Raw genomic sequence first — 18,011 nt, 5'->3', positions numbered from 1 at the left:
AAATTATCTCGATCATCAGATTAAAAAGCATGCCAAAGAATGCGTCATGAAATTCTTTGACATGCTTTATTTTTGTATATTGCAATGATCAGCAAGTTAACCTAGTTGCCATCGCCAATTACTGTACGTCATACTGTTTTAAATAAGCACTTAACGGCTGCAAATTTTGTGCGTAATAGCGCTTCTTAAAAGCCGCAATCGTTTCAGCGTCAAACCGGTCCGGATCCAGCGTTAATTTTTCAACCGGAATCGGCCGTTCATTGGTCATTCGAATATCAATCAGCACTGGCTTACCAGACTGCGAAAGCTTTAGAACTTGATCAAAGGCATCGGCAACCTCGCTGATTTTAGTCACCGTGATACCAGTCATTCCTTGCGCTTCTGCAACCTTGGCAAAATCAGTCTGCGGCAGACTGATACCAAACCACTCTTGACCGTCGTCCTCCTGCTCATCTTCAATGTAGCCTAACGCTAGGTTAGTGAAGACCACGTTAATGATTGGTAAACCATACGTGACCTCGGTAGCCAGATCCTGCATCACCATGGCTGCTGCCCCGTCACCGACTAGGTTAAAGACTTGACGTGTAGGGTAATTCAGCTGTGCGGCAATTGCCCCTGGCAGACCGACACCCATCGTCGCAAATAGGCCGGAAGTGATCCAGGGTTGCTGCCCGTTGACTTTTAACAGCCGAACCGCATTTTGCGTCACGTCCCCAACGTCGATGGAGAAGATGGCGTCATCCTTGGCAATCCGGTTGATCTGCTTAAACGCCGGCTCGAACCTAAGATCACCCGCCACACGGTTCATCATGTCATCATTATATTGGTGCCAGTTGGCGACATTCATTACATTCGCTGCATACCACGGCGAAACCGGTGCCTTCTCACCGAGATCCAACAAGCGCTGCAACGTTTGTTTGGCATCAGCCAAAATGGCCACATCCGTATGGTGCCGTTTACCCAAAATCTGCGGGTTCGTATCCACTTGAACAAATTTAATGTTTGGCTTGAACATCGCTTCAGCAAACGGATAGTTGGAGCCGACAAATAGCAAAAGATCCGTTTCCTGCAGTGCTTCATTAGCTGGTTTAGAAGCTACTCTCGCAGCCGAACCCAATAAAGCTTCAAAGTTATACGGAATAATTTCTTTCCCTAACGCGGTGGTGATGATTGGCACCTGAAACTTTTGTGCAAATGCCATCACTTCATCCGCAGCACCAATGGTCCCTTGACCGACGTAGATCAAAGGCTTCTTCGCCTGTTTCAGTGACGCTAAGACCTGCTCAATTTGGTCATCAGCTGGTGGCGCCAATTGCGGCCGCGCAAAGTTAGCCGCGGAACTGTAGTAGCCGTCTGCTGGGATCGGCTTGTTAGCTAAATCATTAGGAATCGTCACAAAGGCTGGTCCGTGCTGAGCAAACGCCCGCCGAATCGCTTCATCGATGACGTGAGGCAGGCTTTCTGCCGTGGTCACCGTTCGTGCGTACACCCCTGGATCATTGAACCAAGGATCTTCATCAAATTCCTGGAAGAAGTCTTGATTCATGAGTGCTTGAGGATTTTGACCAATCAAAAATAAGGCGGGTACCTTATCGGCCATGGCATCATAGGCACCCTGATATAAGTGGGTTGCCCCAGGTCCCGCTGAGCCGAACGCCACCCCGATATGCCCCGTTAACTTCGTATCCGCCACAGCCGCCAAGGCTCCCACCTCTTCGTGGCGAACGTGGATGTACTTGATGCGTTCCTGCTCCTGGTCTAAGGCGTACATCAAATTATTGATCGTGCCGCCGGGAATCCCATAGATATGATCGACCTGCCAGCTTTCCAACGTCTTGAGGGCTGCTACGCCCGAATTAATGGTCTCTGCCATCGTTATTTCCTCCTCCAAGAAAAGAATAGTAAGATTAATTTTGGCTTAATATTTTAAGCGTCATTATCATAGAACGGCCCCGATTTAATAGCAATTAACTTGACTTGGTAAACTGAATTAATCTGCATGATCAAATAGGCGCTATAATTAAAGTACTAAACCCAACAGGATAAGGTGATCAGCATGACTAAAACCGACAAACGAAGATTAAAAACCAGAGATAAGATTGAAACCGCCATGGTCACGCTGTGTCAAAGTAAGGTCAATTTTGCCACGGTGACCGCCCCTAAAATTGCCGCCGCTGCTGGCATTTCTCGCCAAACGTTCTACCGCTACTACCTAATCCCCAAACAGGTGATCACCAACTTGATTGACCGTCATTTGAATGAATTCTTAAAAACCTTTCGGCTGCAAAACCTCACCGCACGTAAAATGGTTCTCCAACTAATGACCATCTGGCGGGACCGCACGACCGTTTTAGAATTAGTCGAATGGTCGGATTCCCGTTATGAATTTATTCGCGCGCTGGCCCAGTTCAACCAGCAAATTGCCACCCAAAACCAGGTTAATTTGATCAACGAGCAAACGGTCTGCAACGTTTACGCCGCCGCGACCTACATGTTGTTACGGGATTACGTCTTAAAAAACCGGTGGACCCAGGAACAGGCCACCGATTTACTACTGCATTTAACCAATAACATGGATCAGATCTTCTAACTTCTGCGACAATCTGTGACAATCGGTCCATAACTTCTTGTATTTATCAGCTAAACTAGGCTTATTCAATATAAGAGGTGCTTAAAAATGAAATTAATTACAACTGAAGAACACATCAGTACTGATTTTGCCCACAAAGCAATCAATGATTACTTAAAGACCGTTCCGGCTGACCCCAAGGAAATGCAGAAATTTGGCAAGTCATTTGCTGAAGGTCTGGTTGCCTACGCCGTGGATCCAGCAGTCATGAGCGACATTGACGAAAAGCGGCTCAAGTATATGGATGATAACGGCATTGATATGCAGATCTTGTCTTACGGTGATGCCAGTACCAATCCGGACATGCTGCCATCAGATCAGTCAATTGCATTAAGTCAAAAAATCAACGATACGATCGCCGCTGCGGTTAAACGCCACCCAGACCGTTACTTAGGCTTTGCCACCCTGCCCGTTTCTGATCCGGAAGCTGCCGCTAAAGAACTCCAGCGAGCCGTTGAAGAACTCGACTTAAAGGGCGCTTTAATCTTGGGCACTGCCAAGAATAACGAGTTTCTGGATGCCCCTAAGTTCATGCCGATCTTTGAAATGGCGGCTAAGTTAGATGTGCCGCTCTACATTCACCCGTCAATGCCGTCTAAGACCATCCGTGATAACTATTACAGCGGCATGAACCCGATTGGCTTTAACGCCATCATGTCCACACCAGGTTGGGGCTGGCACATGGAAGCTGGCTTGCACGTCACACGCCTGATCTTGTCTGGCTTGTTCGATAAGTTACCTAACCTGAAGTTGATCTCTGGTCACTGGGGTGAGTTTGTCCCTTACTTCCTCGAACGGCTAGATGAAGCGACGACACCGGTCATTGGCAATCCGCTCAAACACCCGGTATCTTACTACTACAAGAAAAACGTTTACGTCACCCCAAGCGGGATGTTTACGTGGCCTCAGATGCAATTAGTCCTCACTGAAATGGGTACCGATCACGTTATCTGGGCCCAGGATTATCCCTACGTCACGGGTAACGCTGCGGACTTCTTGAGTGATACGCCAATTAGTGAAACGGATAAGGAAAAAATTGCTCATGGCAACATTGAAAGATTGCTCAAGTTAAATAAATAATTGTTAAAACATTAAAAAGCCAGTTGCGAAATAATCCGCAACTGGCTTTTGCTATATGACACAAAAAAACGGCCCTCACAGGTCGTTTTTCTTTTATTCTGATAATATTAGAACTTAACTTGGCTATCGTCAGAACCCTTTTCGATTAAGTTTACGTTGCTGTTCAAAGCATATTGAACCATGTTCTTAACAGCAGTTTCAGTGTAGAAGGCAACATGAGGTGTTACCAGAACGTTTTCACGCTTGATCAAGTTCTTCAAACGTTCGTCTGGAATAGCATCGAAGCTACCAAAATCGGTGTTGAAGATACCAACTTCGTCTTCGTAAACATCGAGGGCAGCACCGGCAACTTTACCTGAATCCAAGGCACGGATCAAAGCATCAGTGTCAACTAAAACACCACGAGCAGCGTTAATGATGAACACACCATCTTTCATCTTGCCAAAGGCTGCATCGTTAAGCATATGTTCGTTTTCCTTTGTAGCTGGTGAATGAACTGTAATGACATCGGCTTTGGCATAGAGTTCATCCAAAGTATCAACGTAAATACCGTCTTTTTCCAATTCAGGATTATGATAAACATCATAACCAATGATCTTAGCGCCGAAGCCACGGCAAATATTGATCACTTTGCGACCGATCCGACCAGTAGCAATCACACCAACAGTCATCTGATCTAATTCCTTAGCAATGGTTGGCGCCCACCGAAGATCACCATGAGCAATTTTACGGTCAAAAGTGTTCGTCTGGCGTAGCAAACGCATTAATTGGGTAACAGCCAATTCAGCGATTGCGCTTGGTGAATATGCGGGTACGTTAGTAACTTTGATGTCATTACGCTTGATAGCGTCTGCATCAACGTTATCAACACCAACGTTACGTAGTGAAAGTGACTTAATACCGAAGCTAGCCAATTTGTCCAAAACAGAAGCGGTGTATGGCTTTTGTTGGTAAACAACAGCACCATCATACCCCTTAGCTTGGTCGACAGTTGACTCATCTAATAAAGCGGCAACCGCTTTAACCTCGATACCCTTATCCTTTGACCATTGTTTCAGATAAGGCATTTCATCGTCACGAATACCATATGCAATAATTTTCACAATTGTTTCCTCCATTCACTGATATAGCTTTATTTTATCATTTTTTAATCAGCTTGATAAGGACTTCAGTGAATTATGAAAGAAAAGACAACTTATTGTTTCATTTTATAAATTTAATTGAAAGCAAGTGCTAACACTGACCATTTTGTTTCAAACGTGAACCCCATGAGCCAGCAAATAAGCGACTTTAGCAGCCCTTGGTTGATGTTTAAACGCATACTCCGCTTTCAAGGCAGCCGATTTGGTTGCAAAGGTCTCAAAATAGATCAGCTTTAACGGGTGGCGGCTTTTCACGCGGGTATACTTGGCACCCTTGCCGGCCTGGTGAGTGGCCAGCCGCGCGTAAACGTCGGTGGAATAACCGCCGTACAGACTGTTATCAGCACAGAGCAGCACGTAAAAGTAATACTGAGCAGGTTGTTTAGTCACCGTAAAGCATCTTCTTTACCGGTGCCGAATACTCGCCGGATTCATCGTAAGTCATGAGCGACGGCAGGACCTTTAACCCACTGGTCCCCCCATCCTTAATGGCCTCGACTAACATGATATTAGCGTCTTTACCCACTTTGGGGTAAACAAACTGCAGGCGTTTAACGGCTAACCGGTGTTTTTGCATCATCGACATCAGCTCAGGTAACCGGTCCGGCCGGTGGACAAAATAAGCTTTACCATTGGTTTTCAATAACCCGCTAGTGACTGAAATAACGGTTTCCAAGGACGTGGCAATTTCATGACGGGCAATAGCCAGGTACTGATTCGGATTTTTCTTACTATCCGGCAGATCGGCAAAATACGGCGGATTGCAGACCACGGCATCGATGGAATCCTTATGAATCTGGTCAAAGATCGTCGCTAGATCTTGCTGGTACACCGTAATTTGCTGGTCCAGCTGATTGAGCGCCACTGAGCGGCGCGCCATGTCCGCTAACCGCGGCTGAATTTCCACCATGGCAATTTTTCCCTTTACCCTTGGTGCCATAAATAAGCTCACGGCCCCGTTTCCCGCACACAGATCCACTAAGGTACTCGCTTGTTTCATTGGCGGTTTCGCAAAATTAGCCAAGAGAACCGCATCTAATGAAAAGGAAAAAACTTGCGGACTTTGAATAATTTGAATATCTTCACTATAAAGCTGGTCAATACGCTCACCAGGCAGCAATTCTGGAGTTGTCAAATAATCACCCATTTCGTTGATGTTTCAGCTATTTATCCTTATAATAGCCATTATTGTACGTTAAATCATATCGGTTCATAAGTCCGATAGGTCAATGCCTTACTATCTTACTATTTTTATAGAACATATCAAGTCCTAAGACTGGCAGTTAAATGCCGTTGTCATTACCATCCAAGACTTTTAACGCCGACTGGTTTATAATAATTACTAGACAATCTGACATAAGAGAGGTTACACAATGTTTTATTCTTTTATTCGCGTGGTTGCACGCATCATCGTTTACATTATTAACGGTAAACCCCGCTTTGAACACACTGAACGATTACCCAAGGGCAACTATATTCTGGTTGGCCCGCACCGCACCTGGTTTGACCCCATCTACTACGCACTGGCCGGCAGTCCGAAAAAGTTTAGCTTTATGGCAAAGATCGAGTTATTTAAAAACCCCATTCTGCGCTGGATTTTAAACCACGCCAACGCGTTTCCAGTTGACCGGAAGAATCCCGGCCCATCAGCCATTAAAACCCCGGTACGGCTGTTAAAGAAGAGCGATTTATCGCTGATCATGTTTCCTTCCGGCACCCGGCATTCCCAAGATTTAAAGGGTGGCGTGGCCGTGATTGCTAAGCTGTCAAAGGTACCCATCGTTCCCACCGTTTATCAAGGACCATTGACTTTTAAGCAGCTCTTCAGCCGCCAGAAAATCACCGTTTCCTTTGGTGAACCCTTTAGCGTTGATCCGAAAATGAAGTTAAACGACGACGGCTTTAAGATCATTGAAACCAAAATGCAGGTTGGCTTTGATCAGCTTGATCACGATATCGATCCTAATTTTCACTATGTGGATCCTAAAGCCAAGTCAAAAGCGTAAACCATTAAAAAGAAAGCCAACTTCGAACAAGTAATCGAAGTTGGCTTTCTTTATTTGTGTCTAATCCAAATGAGCCGTATTTTGCAGCTGAATCATGTCGTAGTAGGCACCCTTTTTCGCCATTAATTCATCATTGGTACCACGCTCAATAATTTGCCCTTGATGCAGCACTAAGATCAAATCGGCGTTTTGAATGGTCGACAGCCGGTGGGCAATCGCAATCGTCGTTCGACCGGACTGCAACTTAGCCAAACTCTTTTGAATCTCCTCTTCGGTTTCCGTATCCACGTTAGCGGTCGCTTCATCTAAAATTAAGACTTTCGGATCGGTAACCACCGTTCGCGCAAACGAAATCAGCTGTTTTTGACCGCTGGAATAACCGTTACCACGCTCGATCACCCGGGAGTCATAACCCCGGGGCAAGGATTCAATCATGTCATCCGCGTTGACAAACTGTGCAGCTGCTCGCACCTGGCGATCAGAAATCGATTGATTGAACATTCTGATATTGGACGCCACCGTGCCGTAAAACAGGAATGGTTCCTGCAAAACCAGACCCATTTTAGCCCGTAACGTAGCGTAATCATACTCGCGAATATCGTGGCCATCGATTAGTACCTGGCCAGACTGAAATTCATAAAAGCGCATCAGCACGTTGATGATCGACGATTTACCGCTCCCCGTTTCACCGACTAACGCCACCGTTTGACCGGGGTTAGCAACGAATGAAATATCATCTAAGATCGGCTTTTCGCCATCGTAGGAAAAACTCACGTGTTTAAATTCAATCTTACCCTGCGTAATGTCTCTGCCGGCAACCGGTTTTTGAGTTGGCACGGCGGTTTTATCCGCCATCAGCTTCATCACCCGTGAACCCGAAACGATTCCCTCTTGGAAATCACTCAGATTATCCATCATGCTGGTCATGGGATTAAAGAGGTTATCCAAATAAGTGACAAAGGCGTAGATCATCCCAGCTGGGACGACACCGTTTAAGCCTCGAACACCCAGTAGCGTCAGCACAAACACGACACCTAAAGCATAAAAGAGGTCGATCAGCGGACTGAGCAAGAGTGAGTTGATGCGGATCATGGCTTGCCGTGATTTGAAGTAGGCGCTGTTCACGTCATCGAACTCATGGTTCATCCGTTTTTCCTGCCGGAACTGCTGGATAATGCTGATCCCAGTAATCGCTTCTGACAACCGCGAATTAAGTTCACTGAGCCGCTCACGCATCCGCCGGTAAACCTTAGAACTGTAACGCTGGTAATACCAAATTGTAGCCCCTAACAGCGGCAACAAAATCAGTAACCAGACAGCCACCTTCGCATTTAACAAAAACATCGCGATGACTGAAGAAATCACCGAAAACAGCGCCACAATGAGGCTGCTAAACAACTGCCAAAAGGTGCTAAACGACATCGTATCGTTGGTTAACCGCGATAAGATTGAGCCACTGGGCACCTGATCAAAAAAGCGCATCCCCAGATGGTGCAGCTTATCAAATAACTGCCGGCGCACACTTTCCAGCATATATTCGGCCCCCATGCTGTAGAGGTAGGCCTGGCCAAATTGCATAAACGCCCGCACGACCATGGCAAAGAAGTACAGACCGGCAAACAGCCACATGACCTTGAGATCGGCACGGCCCACTTTGAGGTAGTTATCCATGTAGTCCTTTAAAATCATTGGCAGCATAATGTTAACCACGCTAATTAGGGCGGCTAACACAATGGCAACAATAAAGTGCCGCCAGTAAGGCTTAGCGTAACCGATCAATCGTGCGACGATCCCCATTTGTTCTTTGATCGGGATACTTTTGGCCCAGGCGGACTGCTGTTTATTATTCTTCACCATTAGCCCCCCTTACGCGCATTTCCAGTTCTTGGCGTTCAAACATCTGATGATACCAGCCGTCCTGTGCCATCAGTTGATCATGGTTACCGCGTTCAGTCACCGTACCATGATCCATCACAATAATTTCGTCCGCCTGCATGACTGAACTCAGGCGGTGCGCGGCAATAATGGTCGTTTTACCGGCCCGTTCGCCGTGCAGATTAGTTAAAATCTTACTTTCAGTTTCCGCGTCCACCGCTGATAAGGCATCATCTAAGATCAACAGTTCCGGTTTAATAAGCAGGGCTCTGGCAATGGCCAAACGCTGCCGCTGCCCACCGGATAGTGAGACTCCTTCTTCACCAACTAAGGTGTCAAAACCGTTTTCAAACTGGTCAATTTGATCAGCCAGATCGGCCTCTTTGACCACTGCGTCGATTTCAGCATCGGTCGCTTCCGGCTTAGCAAACGCAATGTTATCACGCACCGATTCCGAAAATAAAAAGCTGTCTTGCGGCACGTAACCCAGCGCTGGCAGATAACTGTCTAACTGATAGTCCAAAATGTCGGTATCGCCGTATTTGATGTGACCCTGATACTGTTCAAATTGACGCAGCAAGAGCCGCATGATCGTGGTCTTCCCCGCACCGACCCGACCCACGATGCCCAGCGTTTTGCCGGCTGGAATCGTAAAGGACACTTTGCTTAGCGCGGTTTGCGGATCGTCTGGATAATTGAATTTTTCGACATTAAAGGATAGATCACCGGCTGGGCGCTCACTTTTACCATCCGTTTGGTCAATTACTTGTGAGCGTTCATTGATCAGGTTCATGACCCGGTCGTAGCTGGCATTTCCACGTTCCATGGTGTTAAATAACATCCCCACCGCAAAGATCGGCCAGATCATCATGGAGAGATAGGTAATAAATGAAACCAAATTACCGATCGTGATCACGTGACTGACAACTAAGGAGCCGCCCATGACGATCGTCGCCACGTAGGCTAACCCAATGATCAAAGTGGTGATGGGATCAAATAACGCATCGAGACGATTGACCCGCCGATTAACTTTAATCGTCTGGTCAACCTGCTGATTAAAATCCGTGATGTCTGCTTGTTCCTGACCGAGACTCTTGATCACCTTAACGCCGCTGATACTTTCCTGAGCTTTATTATTCAGCCGCGAAAACGCCGCTTGGGAATCACGAAAGGCAATGTTGATCTTTTGCCCGAGGTAAAACGCCATCACCGCTAACAATGGAAACGGTAAGACCGCGATCAAGGTTAGCCGCCAGTTGACCAGCGTCATCATGGCAATCAACGTGGTTCCGCCAGTGATAATGGAATCCGCGAATTGAAGGATGCCACCACCGGCCACCCGTTGAATCGCTTGCAGATCGTTCGTGGCCCGAGCCATGAGATCACCGGTCCGGTATTTTTGATAAAAGGTCTGATCCATCGTCATATAATGGCCAAATAAACGCTGCCGCAACGTTTTTTCCAACTTAGCAGCCGCGCCCCAAATTGCCGTTCGCCACATATAACGTGACCCGTACTGACCAATGGCAGCTGCTAGCAAGATCAGCAGGTCAATAGTTAACAGTCGCCCAGTTAACTGACGGTTATGAATCGAATCGACAATAACCCCGATCATCCGCGGGGGAATAATGGCTAATAAGGCCGTGATCAAAAGGCCTAATAGACCGAACAGATAAGTCTTCCATTCCGCCTTAAAATACCAGCCTAGTTTTTTAAAGATACTCATAAGTGGTCGCCTCCTTCATTAATAGTTTTGATCAAGTGTGATTTTACTGACAAAATTAAAAAAGACTCGGGATTCCCCAAGCCTTCGTTCACGAATGCGATTTAACGCTTTTCTGATTGCTGCTGTTTCATGCTGTTCATCATCTGACGCAACTTTTTTTCGGATGGACGTTGGCCCATCTGCATCATCATTGTGCGCATTTGATCTTCGCTGATCGGCGGATTTTCACGAATGTACTTCTCCATGTACCGACGAGCTCCGAAGAAACCAAGTGCCAGACCGGCTAATAAAGCAACGATTACAATTAGAATCCAAATTCCAGTGCTCAAGTGGCTGTGCCTCCTTTACAGTAACTTCCAATTAACCATATTACACAAGTTTGGGTTAATTTAAAAGGGCTTCTGCAGGAAAGGGTCAACCGATTTACCGTAAACCCTTCTTTTTTTGAATCTCCTGAACCTTTTTAGGTGTAACTTCCTTACCGGACTTATCAAAGACCCGTAGCATTTCAATATCGTTTTTAAAACCCGCACGGAACTTTTTCAAGTACTTTTGACGAAGGTCTTTGCGTTCAACCTTTTCAAGCTCAGTTAAACCTTCTGACTTGGCTTTCTTAGCCAATTCATTAATACGGGCGATTAAATCTTTCATTTCAGTTTCTGCCATTAATATCACTCCCTTGTACAAACACACTTTGATATAATACATCCAAACCCTTACTGGTTCAAGGAAGAAAGCTTATATCTGGCGAGAAAATTCCCGGGGAAATACAATTCAGGAATTTCAACCATTCCAAATTCAGGTCAAATGCGAACACTTGTTTGAAATAATGGTCTAACTATGCTATTATAGCGATAAATCAAACCGAATGTTAGAGGTGAAACCATGACAAAATCTTCAGAATCAAAACAACTCGCAATTTTGCGATTTATTTATGAACAGACTCAGTCCCACGGTTATCCGCCGACCGTTCGTGAAATCGGTGAAAAGGTGGGTCTCAGTTCAACTTCCACCGTGCATGGTCACATTGCCCGGCTTTCTAAAAAGGGTCTTTTAATTAAAGACGCCACTAAGCCACGGGCACTGGAAGTCACTGATCAGGGTATCGAAGCGCTAGGTATCGTCACCAAGCCAACCAAGATTCCAGTCTTAGGCACTGTAGCGGCTGGCGAACCCATTTTAGCCGTTCAGGAAGCCACGGATTACTTCCCAGTACCAGACAACTTAGAAGATGAAGCCAGCGAGCTATTCATGCTGCAAATTCGTGGTGAAAGTATGATCAATGCGGGTATCTTGAATGGTGATAAAGTCATCGTCAAGAAACAGCATTCAGCCGAAAACGGTGAAATTGTGATTGCCATGACTGAAGAAAATGAAGCCACTTGCAAGCGGTTCTATAAGGAAGATCACTACTACCGCCTGCAGCCCGAAAACGATACGATGGCCCCCATTATCCTCAATCAAGTGACCATTTTAGGTAAGGTCGTCGGTTTGTACCGTGATGAAATTTTTTAACTAATCAATAATAATGAGGTTGATTCCCTAAATTAGGAGAATCAACCTCATTTTTTATCTCATTTTAGTGACCACGGTCGACATACTGCCGCTGGTCATGCTTGATTCCGCTTAAAACAAACCGGGCATCATCGTGACTCAGGTCAAGCAAGACATCATGGTCAGGCAGTTTTTGTGAGAAGACCTGTTCGTACTGCGCCATGGTCAGTTGTTGGCGGCCGTCAAAGAAGTCCGTAAACCACTGCCGTGAAGCCTGAGCGTCAAATTGATCACTGATCGTGCCACTGAAGAATTCGCCTTCTGCGCCAGACCCATAGCTGAACAAGCCAATACGCTGCCCTGGTTTTAACGCCGCGTTGTCAAACAGTGAACGCAGACTTAAGTACAGTGAGCCGGTGTACAGGTTCCCCACCTGACGATTATAGACGCGACTGGCTTCAAAGTTAGCCATCAACTGTTTTTGCTGCATCTCATTTGCTTCCGGTAAAATTGCCCGTAAGGCTTTGAGGCCCATTTTAGTAAACGGTAAGTGAAAGGCAAAGGCAGTGAAGTCCGCAATGGTGCGGTCCGTCTGCTGCTGATAATTCTGCCAAACCGCCTTAAAGAAATCAATGTAGACGTTCTCTGAAAACCGGCCGTCCACCAGTGCTTCCGTTCGATAAAGCGGCCGCCAAAAGTCCATAATGTCTTCAGACTTAAAGGCAGTTTCATTATCCAGATTCAGCAACCGCGGTTCAGCACTGATGGTCATGGCAACTGCCCCACCGCCCTGCGTCACTTCACCAGGCGTGTTGAGACCATAACGGGCAATGTCCGCCCCAATGACCAGTACCTGCTTATCGGGATGCAGCCGTACATAGTCGTGAGCAAACTGCACCCCAGCCGTTGCACCGTAGCAGGCCTGTTTGAGTTCAATGGTCCGAATATTGCCCGGTAAGTGCAACAGCCGCTGCAGGTAAACCGCTGCTGACTTAGAATTATCAATGCCCGATTCGGTGCCAAATAGCACCATGGCAATTTGGTCACGGTTAGTTGCATTCACGATTTTCACGGCCGCGTTGGCTGCTAAAGTCACCGCGTCCTGGGTGACCGGAATAACGGCCTGTTGCGACTGACCGATACCGATTCGATATTTGTCCGGCTCCTGATGACGTGCGTGAGCCAGATCAACCAGGTCCAAATAAGTTTTTGGCGTATAAAACGCCAGTTGATCGATTCCAATTTGCATAACTGTATCCTCGCTCATTTTAAAATTCATTGCCCTAAATAATGGTAATTATAATCCATACCGTCCCGATATAACTGGTAAGAAGCTTCCGTTTCATCCGCAAAGATGACCGAAATGGCCGGCGTACCCCACGATGAATAGCCCCAAAAGACTGTATCATCGTAATCGTAGTGATCATTGGGCTGGCGGTAAAAGCCGCGGGTGCGATCCCAGATGGTCCCGTGAGTGCGCACCCAGTCCTCTGCGATACCGGCTTTAACTTCATCCAGCCGTTCGCTATTATCTAAGATCAGCTGCCGTAACCGTTCCCAGTCCAGCTGCCAATCATGCTGTTTTGGTCGGGGCTTATCAGCTCGATAAACGGTTGAAGCCTCAATCGTGTTCAGTTCGATCGGCACTAAATCCTGAAAGCGCATCCTAACCCCTCCTTTGATTAAATCCCATTAATTGTTGCGTCTGCTTTTGATTTATCCATATACCATGCTATCATAGTAATAACCGCTTACCAAGCGGTGCTCTTCTAGTGGATCTAGCTTTCAATGAAACACAGGATTACTCGAAACAGATCATAATTCTATCCAAATGAGGTGTTGAGATTGGTAAGTACTACTGTTAAAGTCATTTCATCAGAAGGATTAACTGGTGATATCGTTAACCAGTTAACCAATGAATTAGCCAAATACGATTTTGATATTACACTGGCCTATAACGGTACCAAAACAACTGCTAACAGTTCACTGGGCGTCATGAGTCTGGGCGTTCCAGACGGTGCCAAAATTGAACTGAGTGTTGACGGCACCACGGATCAGCTAGAATCGGTCGTTTCAACCTTAGTTGATCACAAAATGGCAGCTAGAATTTAACGTTTGACAATTAACCGACTACTTAATTTATGGCAGTCGGTTAATTTGACGCTTATTTAACCAATCAGCGTCACCCATAACTATAACAAGAATGATTGAGGGGAATCAATTTTATGCAATTATCTAAACAATTATTAACCACTCTCGCCGTTGCGGGAAGTGTACTTTTAGTCGGCGGTCATTCCGCCCACGCACTGAGCCCAAATAGTTCACAGCCGCGAACGGACATGGTCGACCTTTCCAGCTGGCAATCCAATCTGGGTGCCAGTGATTATCAAAAGTTGCACGATGCTGGCGTTAAAGCCGTTGCTATCAAGGCTTCTGAAGGAACTTCTTATACCAGCCCCGTCCTGCAGCAGCAGTCATCAGCTGCTCAAAATGCTGGACTAGCCGTTAACTACTACCACTTCGCCCACTTTACTTCGGTAGCGAGTGCGCAAGCTGAGGCCCAGAATTTTATTAAATCCGTTCAATCAGTGACCAGCTCCAAGAACATGGTCCTGGTCGTTGATTTTGAAGCCAGTGAATTAGGCCGGCAATCAAAAGCGACTAACGATGCTGATCTAGCCGCCTTTGACAGCACCTTAAACGCTGCTGGCTACAATAAGACCGACTTATACACCATGGCAAGCTGGTTAGGCAGCCGGATCGACACTAATGACAGCAACAAGGGCTGGATCGCGCAATGGCCATCTAACCCAACTGGGACGGAATATCCGTCAGCTAACGCCTGGCAATGGGCTTCTGATTACCGCTTTAATGGCGAATCACAGAACCTCGATGTCAGTCAGTTAAACAACGATTTCTACGTCAATGGTGATGCCAACGCCGCAGTTCACACCAGTTCTGGCAGCTCAACACCAAAGACCACTCTGGTCAAGGTGCCAGCACCAGCGCCTAAGTCATCAACCACAACGCCAACCACGCCGACACCGACAGCTTCGAGCTCATCATCTAACTACTCGGCAGCCCGTTCAAATTCAGTCAAGCTCATTTGGCGTTCTTCAATGCACCGGCACGCTTACTGGACCCTTTCCGGTGCCCGTTATTCTAAGCACTTGGGCATTAAATACGCAGACATGAAGAACTTACCGCACACCACTTGGTACACTGACGGTCATGAAAAATTGTACCGGAAGTCATCGCACCATTACGCGATCTACTACCACGTGAGAAGCGGTAACGGTCAACATGCTGGCTGGATCTGGCGCGGCTATCTGCACGCCGGTCTGAACCCTAACCGCTAATCAATTAAGATTAATAAAATGGCTGCTAAAACCAAGTTTGGTTTTAGCAGCCATTTTGCTTTGAACTGACCAGCATCATTGAAGTCATTTAACATCAATAATGCTATACTAAAATTGTCAAAAAGGAGGAACTCATATGCCTGATAAACCTAAAAAACCGGCAACCACCTTCAAAAAGATCCGTCGTGGCATGCTTGGCAGCTGTCCGCAATGTCACCACGAAATGACCATTTACTATGGGATAAACCATTGCCCCACCTGCGGGTATCTGTTTAAATCTAACTTTATCGTTAAATAATTCTTAAGGGGGTATTTAATATTGCAAAGTTATATTGAATACTGGTCAAAATTAACGGTTTTCAACGCAACCGCAACGCGCAAACAATACTGGACGGCTTACATTATTAACGCCATCGTGATCTGGCTATATAGTGTGCTGACCCATCAATCGCAATACATGGTCAACGGTCATTACGAGATCGCCGCCAATACGAATTCGGTCATTTTTGGCCTGATTCTAGCCTTAGTGTGGCTGGCTAACTTCACCATCCGGGCCCGTCGCCTGCATGATTCTAACCACAGTAACTGGTGGCTGGTGATTTCCGTCATTCCAGTGATCGGGACGATCTGGTTATTCGTGCTCCTCTTAATGCCAACCGTCGACAATCAGCGGTGGCCATTAAACCAGTCACAAATTCAATGAATGATCTAACAGCAAAATTAGTCGAAAAAATATCAGCCATTTCTCCCAAATCAGGAGAGACTGACTGATGTTTTTGTGTGATTATTCAACTTTTTCTCCAGCGTTAACCACTAAGACTTGAACGTCTGCGTGACGCACAACGTATGCGGTGGTTGAACCAATCAGTAGCCGGTTAAACGCATCAGCACCTGACTTGCCCATGACGATCAAATCAAAGTCCTGCTTGTTAGCCGTTTCAGCAATCACACTCTTAGGCGGGCCGGATTCAATCATCGTTTTGGCGTCGATACCAGCTGCTTCAGTCAATTTTTTACCTTCGTTAATGACCGTTACCGCATGGCCTCTTAAATCATTTTGTAAGTCCATCGGAATGTTACCTGCAGCTAAGGTAACTCGAGTCTGATCAATAACTGCGATCAAAGTAATTGTGGAACCAAAATAGCGACTAATCTTAATGGCAACTTTTAGTGCAGATTTCGAATTATCACTACCATCGAGCGGCACTAAAATATGTGAAAACATGGTCATCACTCCTTTAACGAGCTCAGAAACGAGCCACACTGACAAGGTCAACTTCCAACTAATTCAAGTATGAACGCTAATCTTGATCAAATCAATTAATATGCCCTGTTTGTTACAGCTTATACAAAGTGCGGCTGATCAGAGGTCGAAACGCCACCGCTGAAATTAATATTCTTATGGTGACTATAAACACGTACTGAATAATTTCCTGGTTTAGCTTTAATCGCACGTGTCGTATGACCGTTAGAAAATGAAATTGTGCGGACGCTTTTGCCATTTCGGAAAAGCTTGTAAGAATACTTGTGATGACTAATATTTTGATTTTTATCGTAAGCCGTGACGACTACGTGTAATTGATGAGTTGGTGTTAAGGCCACCCGCTTCGTTGATACTGAAGCCCGATCTGCCTGTTTTAATGCCGAAGTTTTACGATTCAATGCGGCGCTGGCCTGACTTTGACCAAACATTAAGACGGTGATGATACTGGCCAAGACGATGAGCCCCATTGATAATTTAAACGGTTTATTCATGTTTACCTCCTCCAAGTTCTAATAACTTGTTACAAGGATAAAGGAAGTGGATTAATACACGATAACGAGAATGTCACGTTTTTGTGACGAAACATTTCAAAAATTGGGTTAATTGAAATCTTTTACTGGTAATTAGTAAGAACTTAGGGTAATCTGGTAAAAGTGATTTTAAGTAAGGGAGTCGATATGATGAAATTAAAAAAAGCAACGTTAGCAGATCTAGATACGATTATTGATATTTTAAAGGACGGCAGTAACCAACTGGCAGAAAGCGGTGTTGATCAATGGCAAGGCGACTACCCTTCCCGTGACCAGATCACTTCTGATATCAACAACGGCTTTGCCTATCTGGCACAGTCCGATGACAACGAAACGGTCGGCGCTATTGCCGTCGTTACCCCACCTGACCCATCGTATGACACCATGAACGGGACTTGGCTAAACAACGGCGACGACTACATTGTCATTCACCGTGTAGCCATCCATTCACAGCACGCTGGTCACGGCTATGCTACCCGCCTGTTCAACGCAGTGATCGACCACGTTGTCGCTGATCATCCAGAGATCAAGTCGATTCGGATCGATACTCATGCTGACAACAAACCCATGCAACATCTAATCGCTAAAATGGGCTTCACTAAAGTCGGTGAGATCAAAGGTGTTTACCACCCTGCCGATCTGAGCTACGTTTACGAAAAGCTGCCTCATGAAGACGCTGCTTCAAAACACCAAGCAAGCTAATTTTTAACATTAAAACGATATAAAACAACGTCATTTAGGTCCTATTCCTTTTGGAATGGGACCTTTTTGTATGGTCATGTTTAATTGCACAAGTTAAGTGGTTCTCTGTCAACTGTTGTTGGTAACGACCATAATGCACTCAATCATTATTTGATGATTGGGTGTTTTGTTTTTGTCCTTAACATAACAAGGACGCGCAAACGG

General features: G+C 45.9%; 21 protein-coding genes. 9 read left to right on the top strand and 12 right to left on the bottom strand.

Annotated elements, in window-relative coordinates; all coding sequences use genetic code 11:
- Positions 1-118: 118 nt before the first annotated feature.
- Positions 119-1,873: a pyruvate oxidase gene (gene spxB, locus CES79_RS08665; protein WP_054655476.1), complete on the bottom strand. Its 1,755-nt coding sequence runs from the start codon at positions 1,871-1,873 to the stop codon at positions 119-121.
- A 183-nt stretch (positions 1,874-2,056) separates the two neighbouring features.
- Here spxB and CES79_RS08660 point away from each other — a divergent pair, with 183 nt between their 5' ends.
- Together CES79_RS08660 and CES79_RS08655 are read left to right on the top strand one after the other, a co-directional pair.
- On the top strand, positions 2,057-2,590 hold the full coding sequence (locus CES79_RS08660; protein ID WP_089136931.1) for a TetR/AcrR family transcriptional regulator: 534 nt from the start codon (positions 2,057-2,059) through the stop codon (positions 2,588-2,590).
- Positions 2,591-2,677: 87 nt separating this feature from the next.
- On the top strand, positions 2,678-3,709 hold the full coding sequence (locus tag CES79_RS08655) for an amidohydrolase family protein (protein WP_089136930.1): 1,032 nt from the start codon (positions 2,678-2,680) through the stop codon (positions 3,707-3,709).
- A 107-nt stretch (positions 3,710-3,816) separates the two neighbouring features.
- Here CES79_RS08655 and CES79_RS08650 read toward each other — a convergent pair whose 3' ends face one another.
- From CES79_RS08650 to CES79_RS08640, 3 genes are all read right to left on the bottom strand, one after another.
- The gene (locus CES79_RS08650; protein ID WP_089136929.1) at positions 3,817-4,812 is read right to left on the bottom strand and encodes a D-2-hydroxyacid dehydrogenase; all 996 of its coding nucleotides are present in this window, start codon (positions 4,810-4,812) and stop codon (positions 3,817-3,819) included.
- 150 nt (positions 4,813-4,962) lie between these two features.
- Entirely contained in the window at positions 4,963-5,241 is a 279-nt protein-coding gene (locus tag CES79_RS08645) for a GIY-YIG nuclease family protein (RefSeq protein ID WP_054655484.1), read from the bottom strand.
- A complete protein-coding gene (locus CES79_RS08640) occupies positions 5,234-5,986 on the bottom strand; it encodes a tRNA1(Val) (adenine(37)-N6)-methyltransferase (RefSeq protein WP_225362370.1) in 753 nt (250 codons plus the stop codon). Before CES79_RS08640 ends, CES79_RS08645 begins: the two co-directional genes overlap by 8 nt.
- Positions 5,987-6,224: 238 nt before the next feature.
- Between CES79_RS08640 and CES79_RS08635 the strand changes: the two genes are divergently transcribed.
- On the top strand, positions 6,225-6,857 hold the full coding sequence (locus CES79_RS08635; protein ID WP_054655486.1) for a lysophospholipid acyltransferase family protein: 633 nt from the start codon (positions 6,225-6,227) through the stop codon (positions 6,855-6,857).
- Between the two features lie 60 nt (positions 6,858-6,917).
- On the opposite strand, the gene CES79_RS08630 is transcribed toward CES79_RS08635, so the two are convergent.
- The 4 genes from CES79_RS08630 to CES79_RS08615 form a co-directional block, all read right to left on the bottom strand.
- Entirely contained in the window at positions 6,918-8,714 is a 1,797-nt protein-coding gene (locus CES79_RS08630) for an ABC transporter ATP-binding protein (protein WP_089136927.1), read from the bottom strand.
- Positions 8,701-10,458, bottom strand: a complete 1,758-nt coding sequence (locus CES79_RS08625) for an ABC transporter ATP-binding protein (RefSeq protein ID WP_089136926.1) — start codon at positions 10,456-10,458, stop codon at positions 8,701-8,703. Before CES79_RS08625 ends, CES79_RS08630 begins: the two co-directional genes overlap by 14 nt.
- A 101-nt stretch (positions 10,459-10,559) precedes the next feature.
- Positions 10,560-10,787, bottom strand: coding sequence for a YneF family protein (locus CES79_RS08620; protein ID WP_089136925.1), 228 nt, complete (start codon positions 10,785-10,787; stop codon positions 10,560-10,562).
- A 94-nt stretch (positions 10,788-10,881) separates the two neighbouring features.
- On the bottom strand, positions 10,882-11,124 hold the full coding sequence (locus CES79_RS08615; protein WP_089136924.1) for a DUF896 domain-containing protein: 243 nt from the start codon (positions 11,122-11,124) through the stop codon (positions 10,882-10,884).
- Positions 11,125-11,343: 219 nt separating this feature from the next.
- On the opposite strand from CES79_RS08615, the gene lexA reads away from it, so the two are divergent.
- On the top strand, positions 11,344-11,973 hold the full coding sequence (gene lexA / locus CES79_RS08610) for a transcriptional repressor LexA (RefSeq protein ID WP_089136923.1): 630 nt from the start codon (positions 11,344-11,346) through the stop codon (positions 11,971-11,973).
- A 64-nt stretch (positions 11,974-12,037) separates the two neighbouring features.
- Here lexA and CES79_RS08605 read toward each other — a convergent pair whose 3' ends face one another.
- Positions 12,038-13,201, bottom strand: a complete 1,164-nt coding sequence (locus tag CES79_RS08605; protein ID WP_054655490.1) for a hydroxymethylglutaryl-CoA synthase — start codon at positions 13,199-13,201, stop codon at positions 12,038-12,040.
- Between the two features lie 26 nt (positions 13,202-13,227).
- Positions 13,228-13,617 carry a hypothetical protein gene (locus tag CES79_RS08600; protein ID WP_054655492.1) on the bottom strand — a complete coding sequence of 130 codons (390 nt, stop codon included), beginning with the start codon at positions 13,615-13,617 and terminating at the stop codon, positions 13,228-13,230.
- Between the two features lie 180 nt (positions 13,618-13,797).
- Between CES79_RS08600 and CES79_RS08595 the strand changes: the two genes are divergently transcribed.
- From CES79_RS08595 to CES79_RS08580, 4 genes are all read left to right on the top strand, one after another.
- The gene (locus CES79_RS08595; protein ID WP_054655494.1) at positions 13,798-14,064 is read left to right on the top strand and encodes an HPr family phosphocarrier protein; all 267 of its coding nucleotides are present in this window, start codon (positions 13,798-13,800) and stop codon (positions 14,062-14,064) included.
- A gap of 113 nt (positions 14,065-14,177) precedes the next feature.
- On the top strand, positions 14,178-15,311 hold the full coding sequence (locus tag CES79_RS08590) for a GH25 family lysozyme (RefSeq protein WP_089136921.1): 1,134 nt from the start codon (positions 14,178-14,180) through the stop codon (positions 15,309-15,311).
- A 136-nt stretch (positions 15,312-15,447) separates the two neighbouring features.
- Positions 15,448-15,609, top strand: a complete 162-nt coding sequence (locus tag CES79_RS08585; RefSeq protein WP_054655496.1) for a hypothetical protein — start codon at positions 15,448-15,450, stop codon at positions 15,607-15,609.
- 21 nt (positions 15,610-15,630) lie between these two features.
- The gene (locus CES79_RS08580; RefSeq protein WP_054655498.1) at positions 15,631-16,014 is read left to right on the top strand and encodes a DUF805 domain-containing protein; all 384 of its coding nucleotides are present in this window, start codon (positions 15,631-15,633) and stop codon (positions 16,012-16,014) included.
- A gap of 81 nt (positions 16,015-16,095) precedes the next feature.
- On the opposite strand, the gene CES79_RS08575 is transcribed toward CES79_RS08580, so the two are convergent.
- The gene (locus CES79_RS08575; protein ID WP_089136919.1) at positions 16,096-16,536 is read right to left on the bottom strand and encodes a universal stress protein; all 441 of its coding nucleotides are present in this window, start codon (positions 16,534-16,536) and stop codon (positions 16,096-16,098) included.
- 119 nt (positions 16,537-16,655) lie between these two features.
- Positions 16,656-17,066 carry a hypothetical protein gene (locus CES79_RS08570; RefSeq protein ID WP_054655504.1) on the bottom strand — a complete coding sequence of 137 codons (411 nt, stop codon included), beginning with the start codon at positions 17,064-17,066 and terminating at the stop codon, positions 16,656-16,658.
- A 189-nt stretch (positions 17,067-17,255) separates the two neighbouring features.
- On the opposite strand from CES79_RS08570, the gene CES79_RS08565 reads away from it, so the two are divergent.
- Entirely contained in the window at positions 17,256-17,807 is a 552-nt protein-coding gene (locus tag CES79_RS08565; RefSeq protein WP_089136918.1) for a GNAT family N-acetyltransferase, read from the top strand.
- The last annotated feature ends 204 nt before the right edge of the window (positions 17,808-18,011 follow it).

The organism is Secundilactobacillus silagei JCM 19001 (assembly GCF_002217945.1).
Lineage (GTDB): Bacteria > Bacillota > Bacilli > Lactobacillales > Lactobacillaceae > Secundilactobacillus > Secundilactobacillus silagei.
This window is presented reverse-complemented; position numbering and strand designations above follow the sequence as displayed.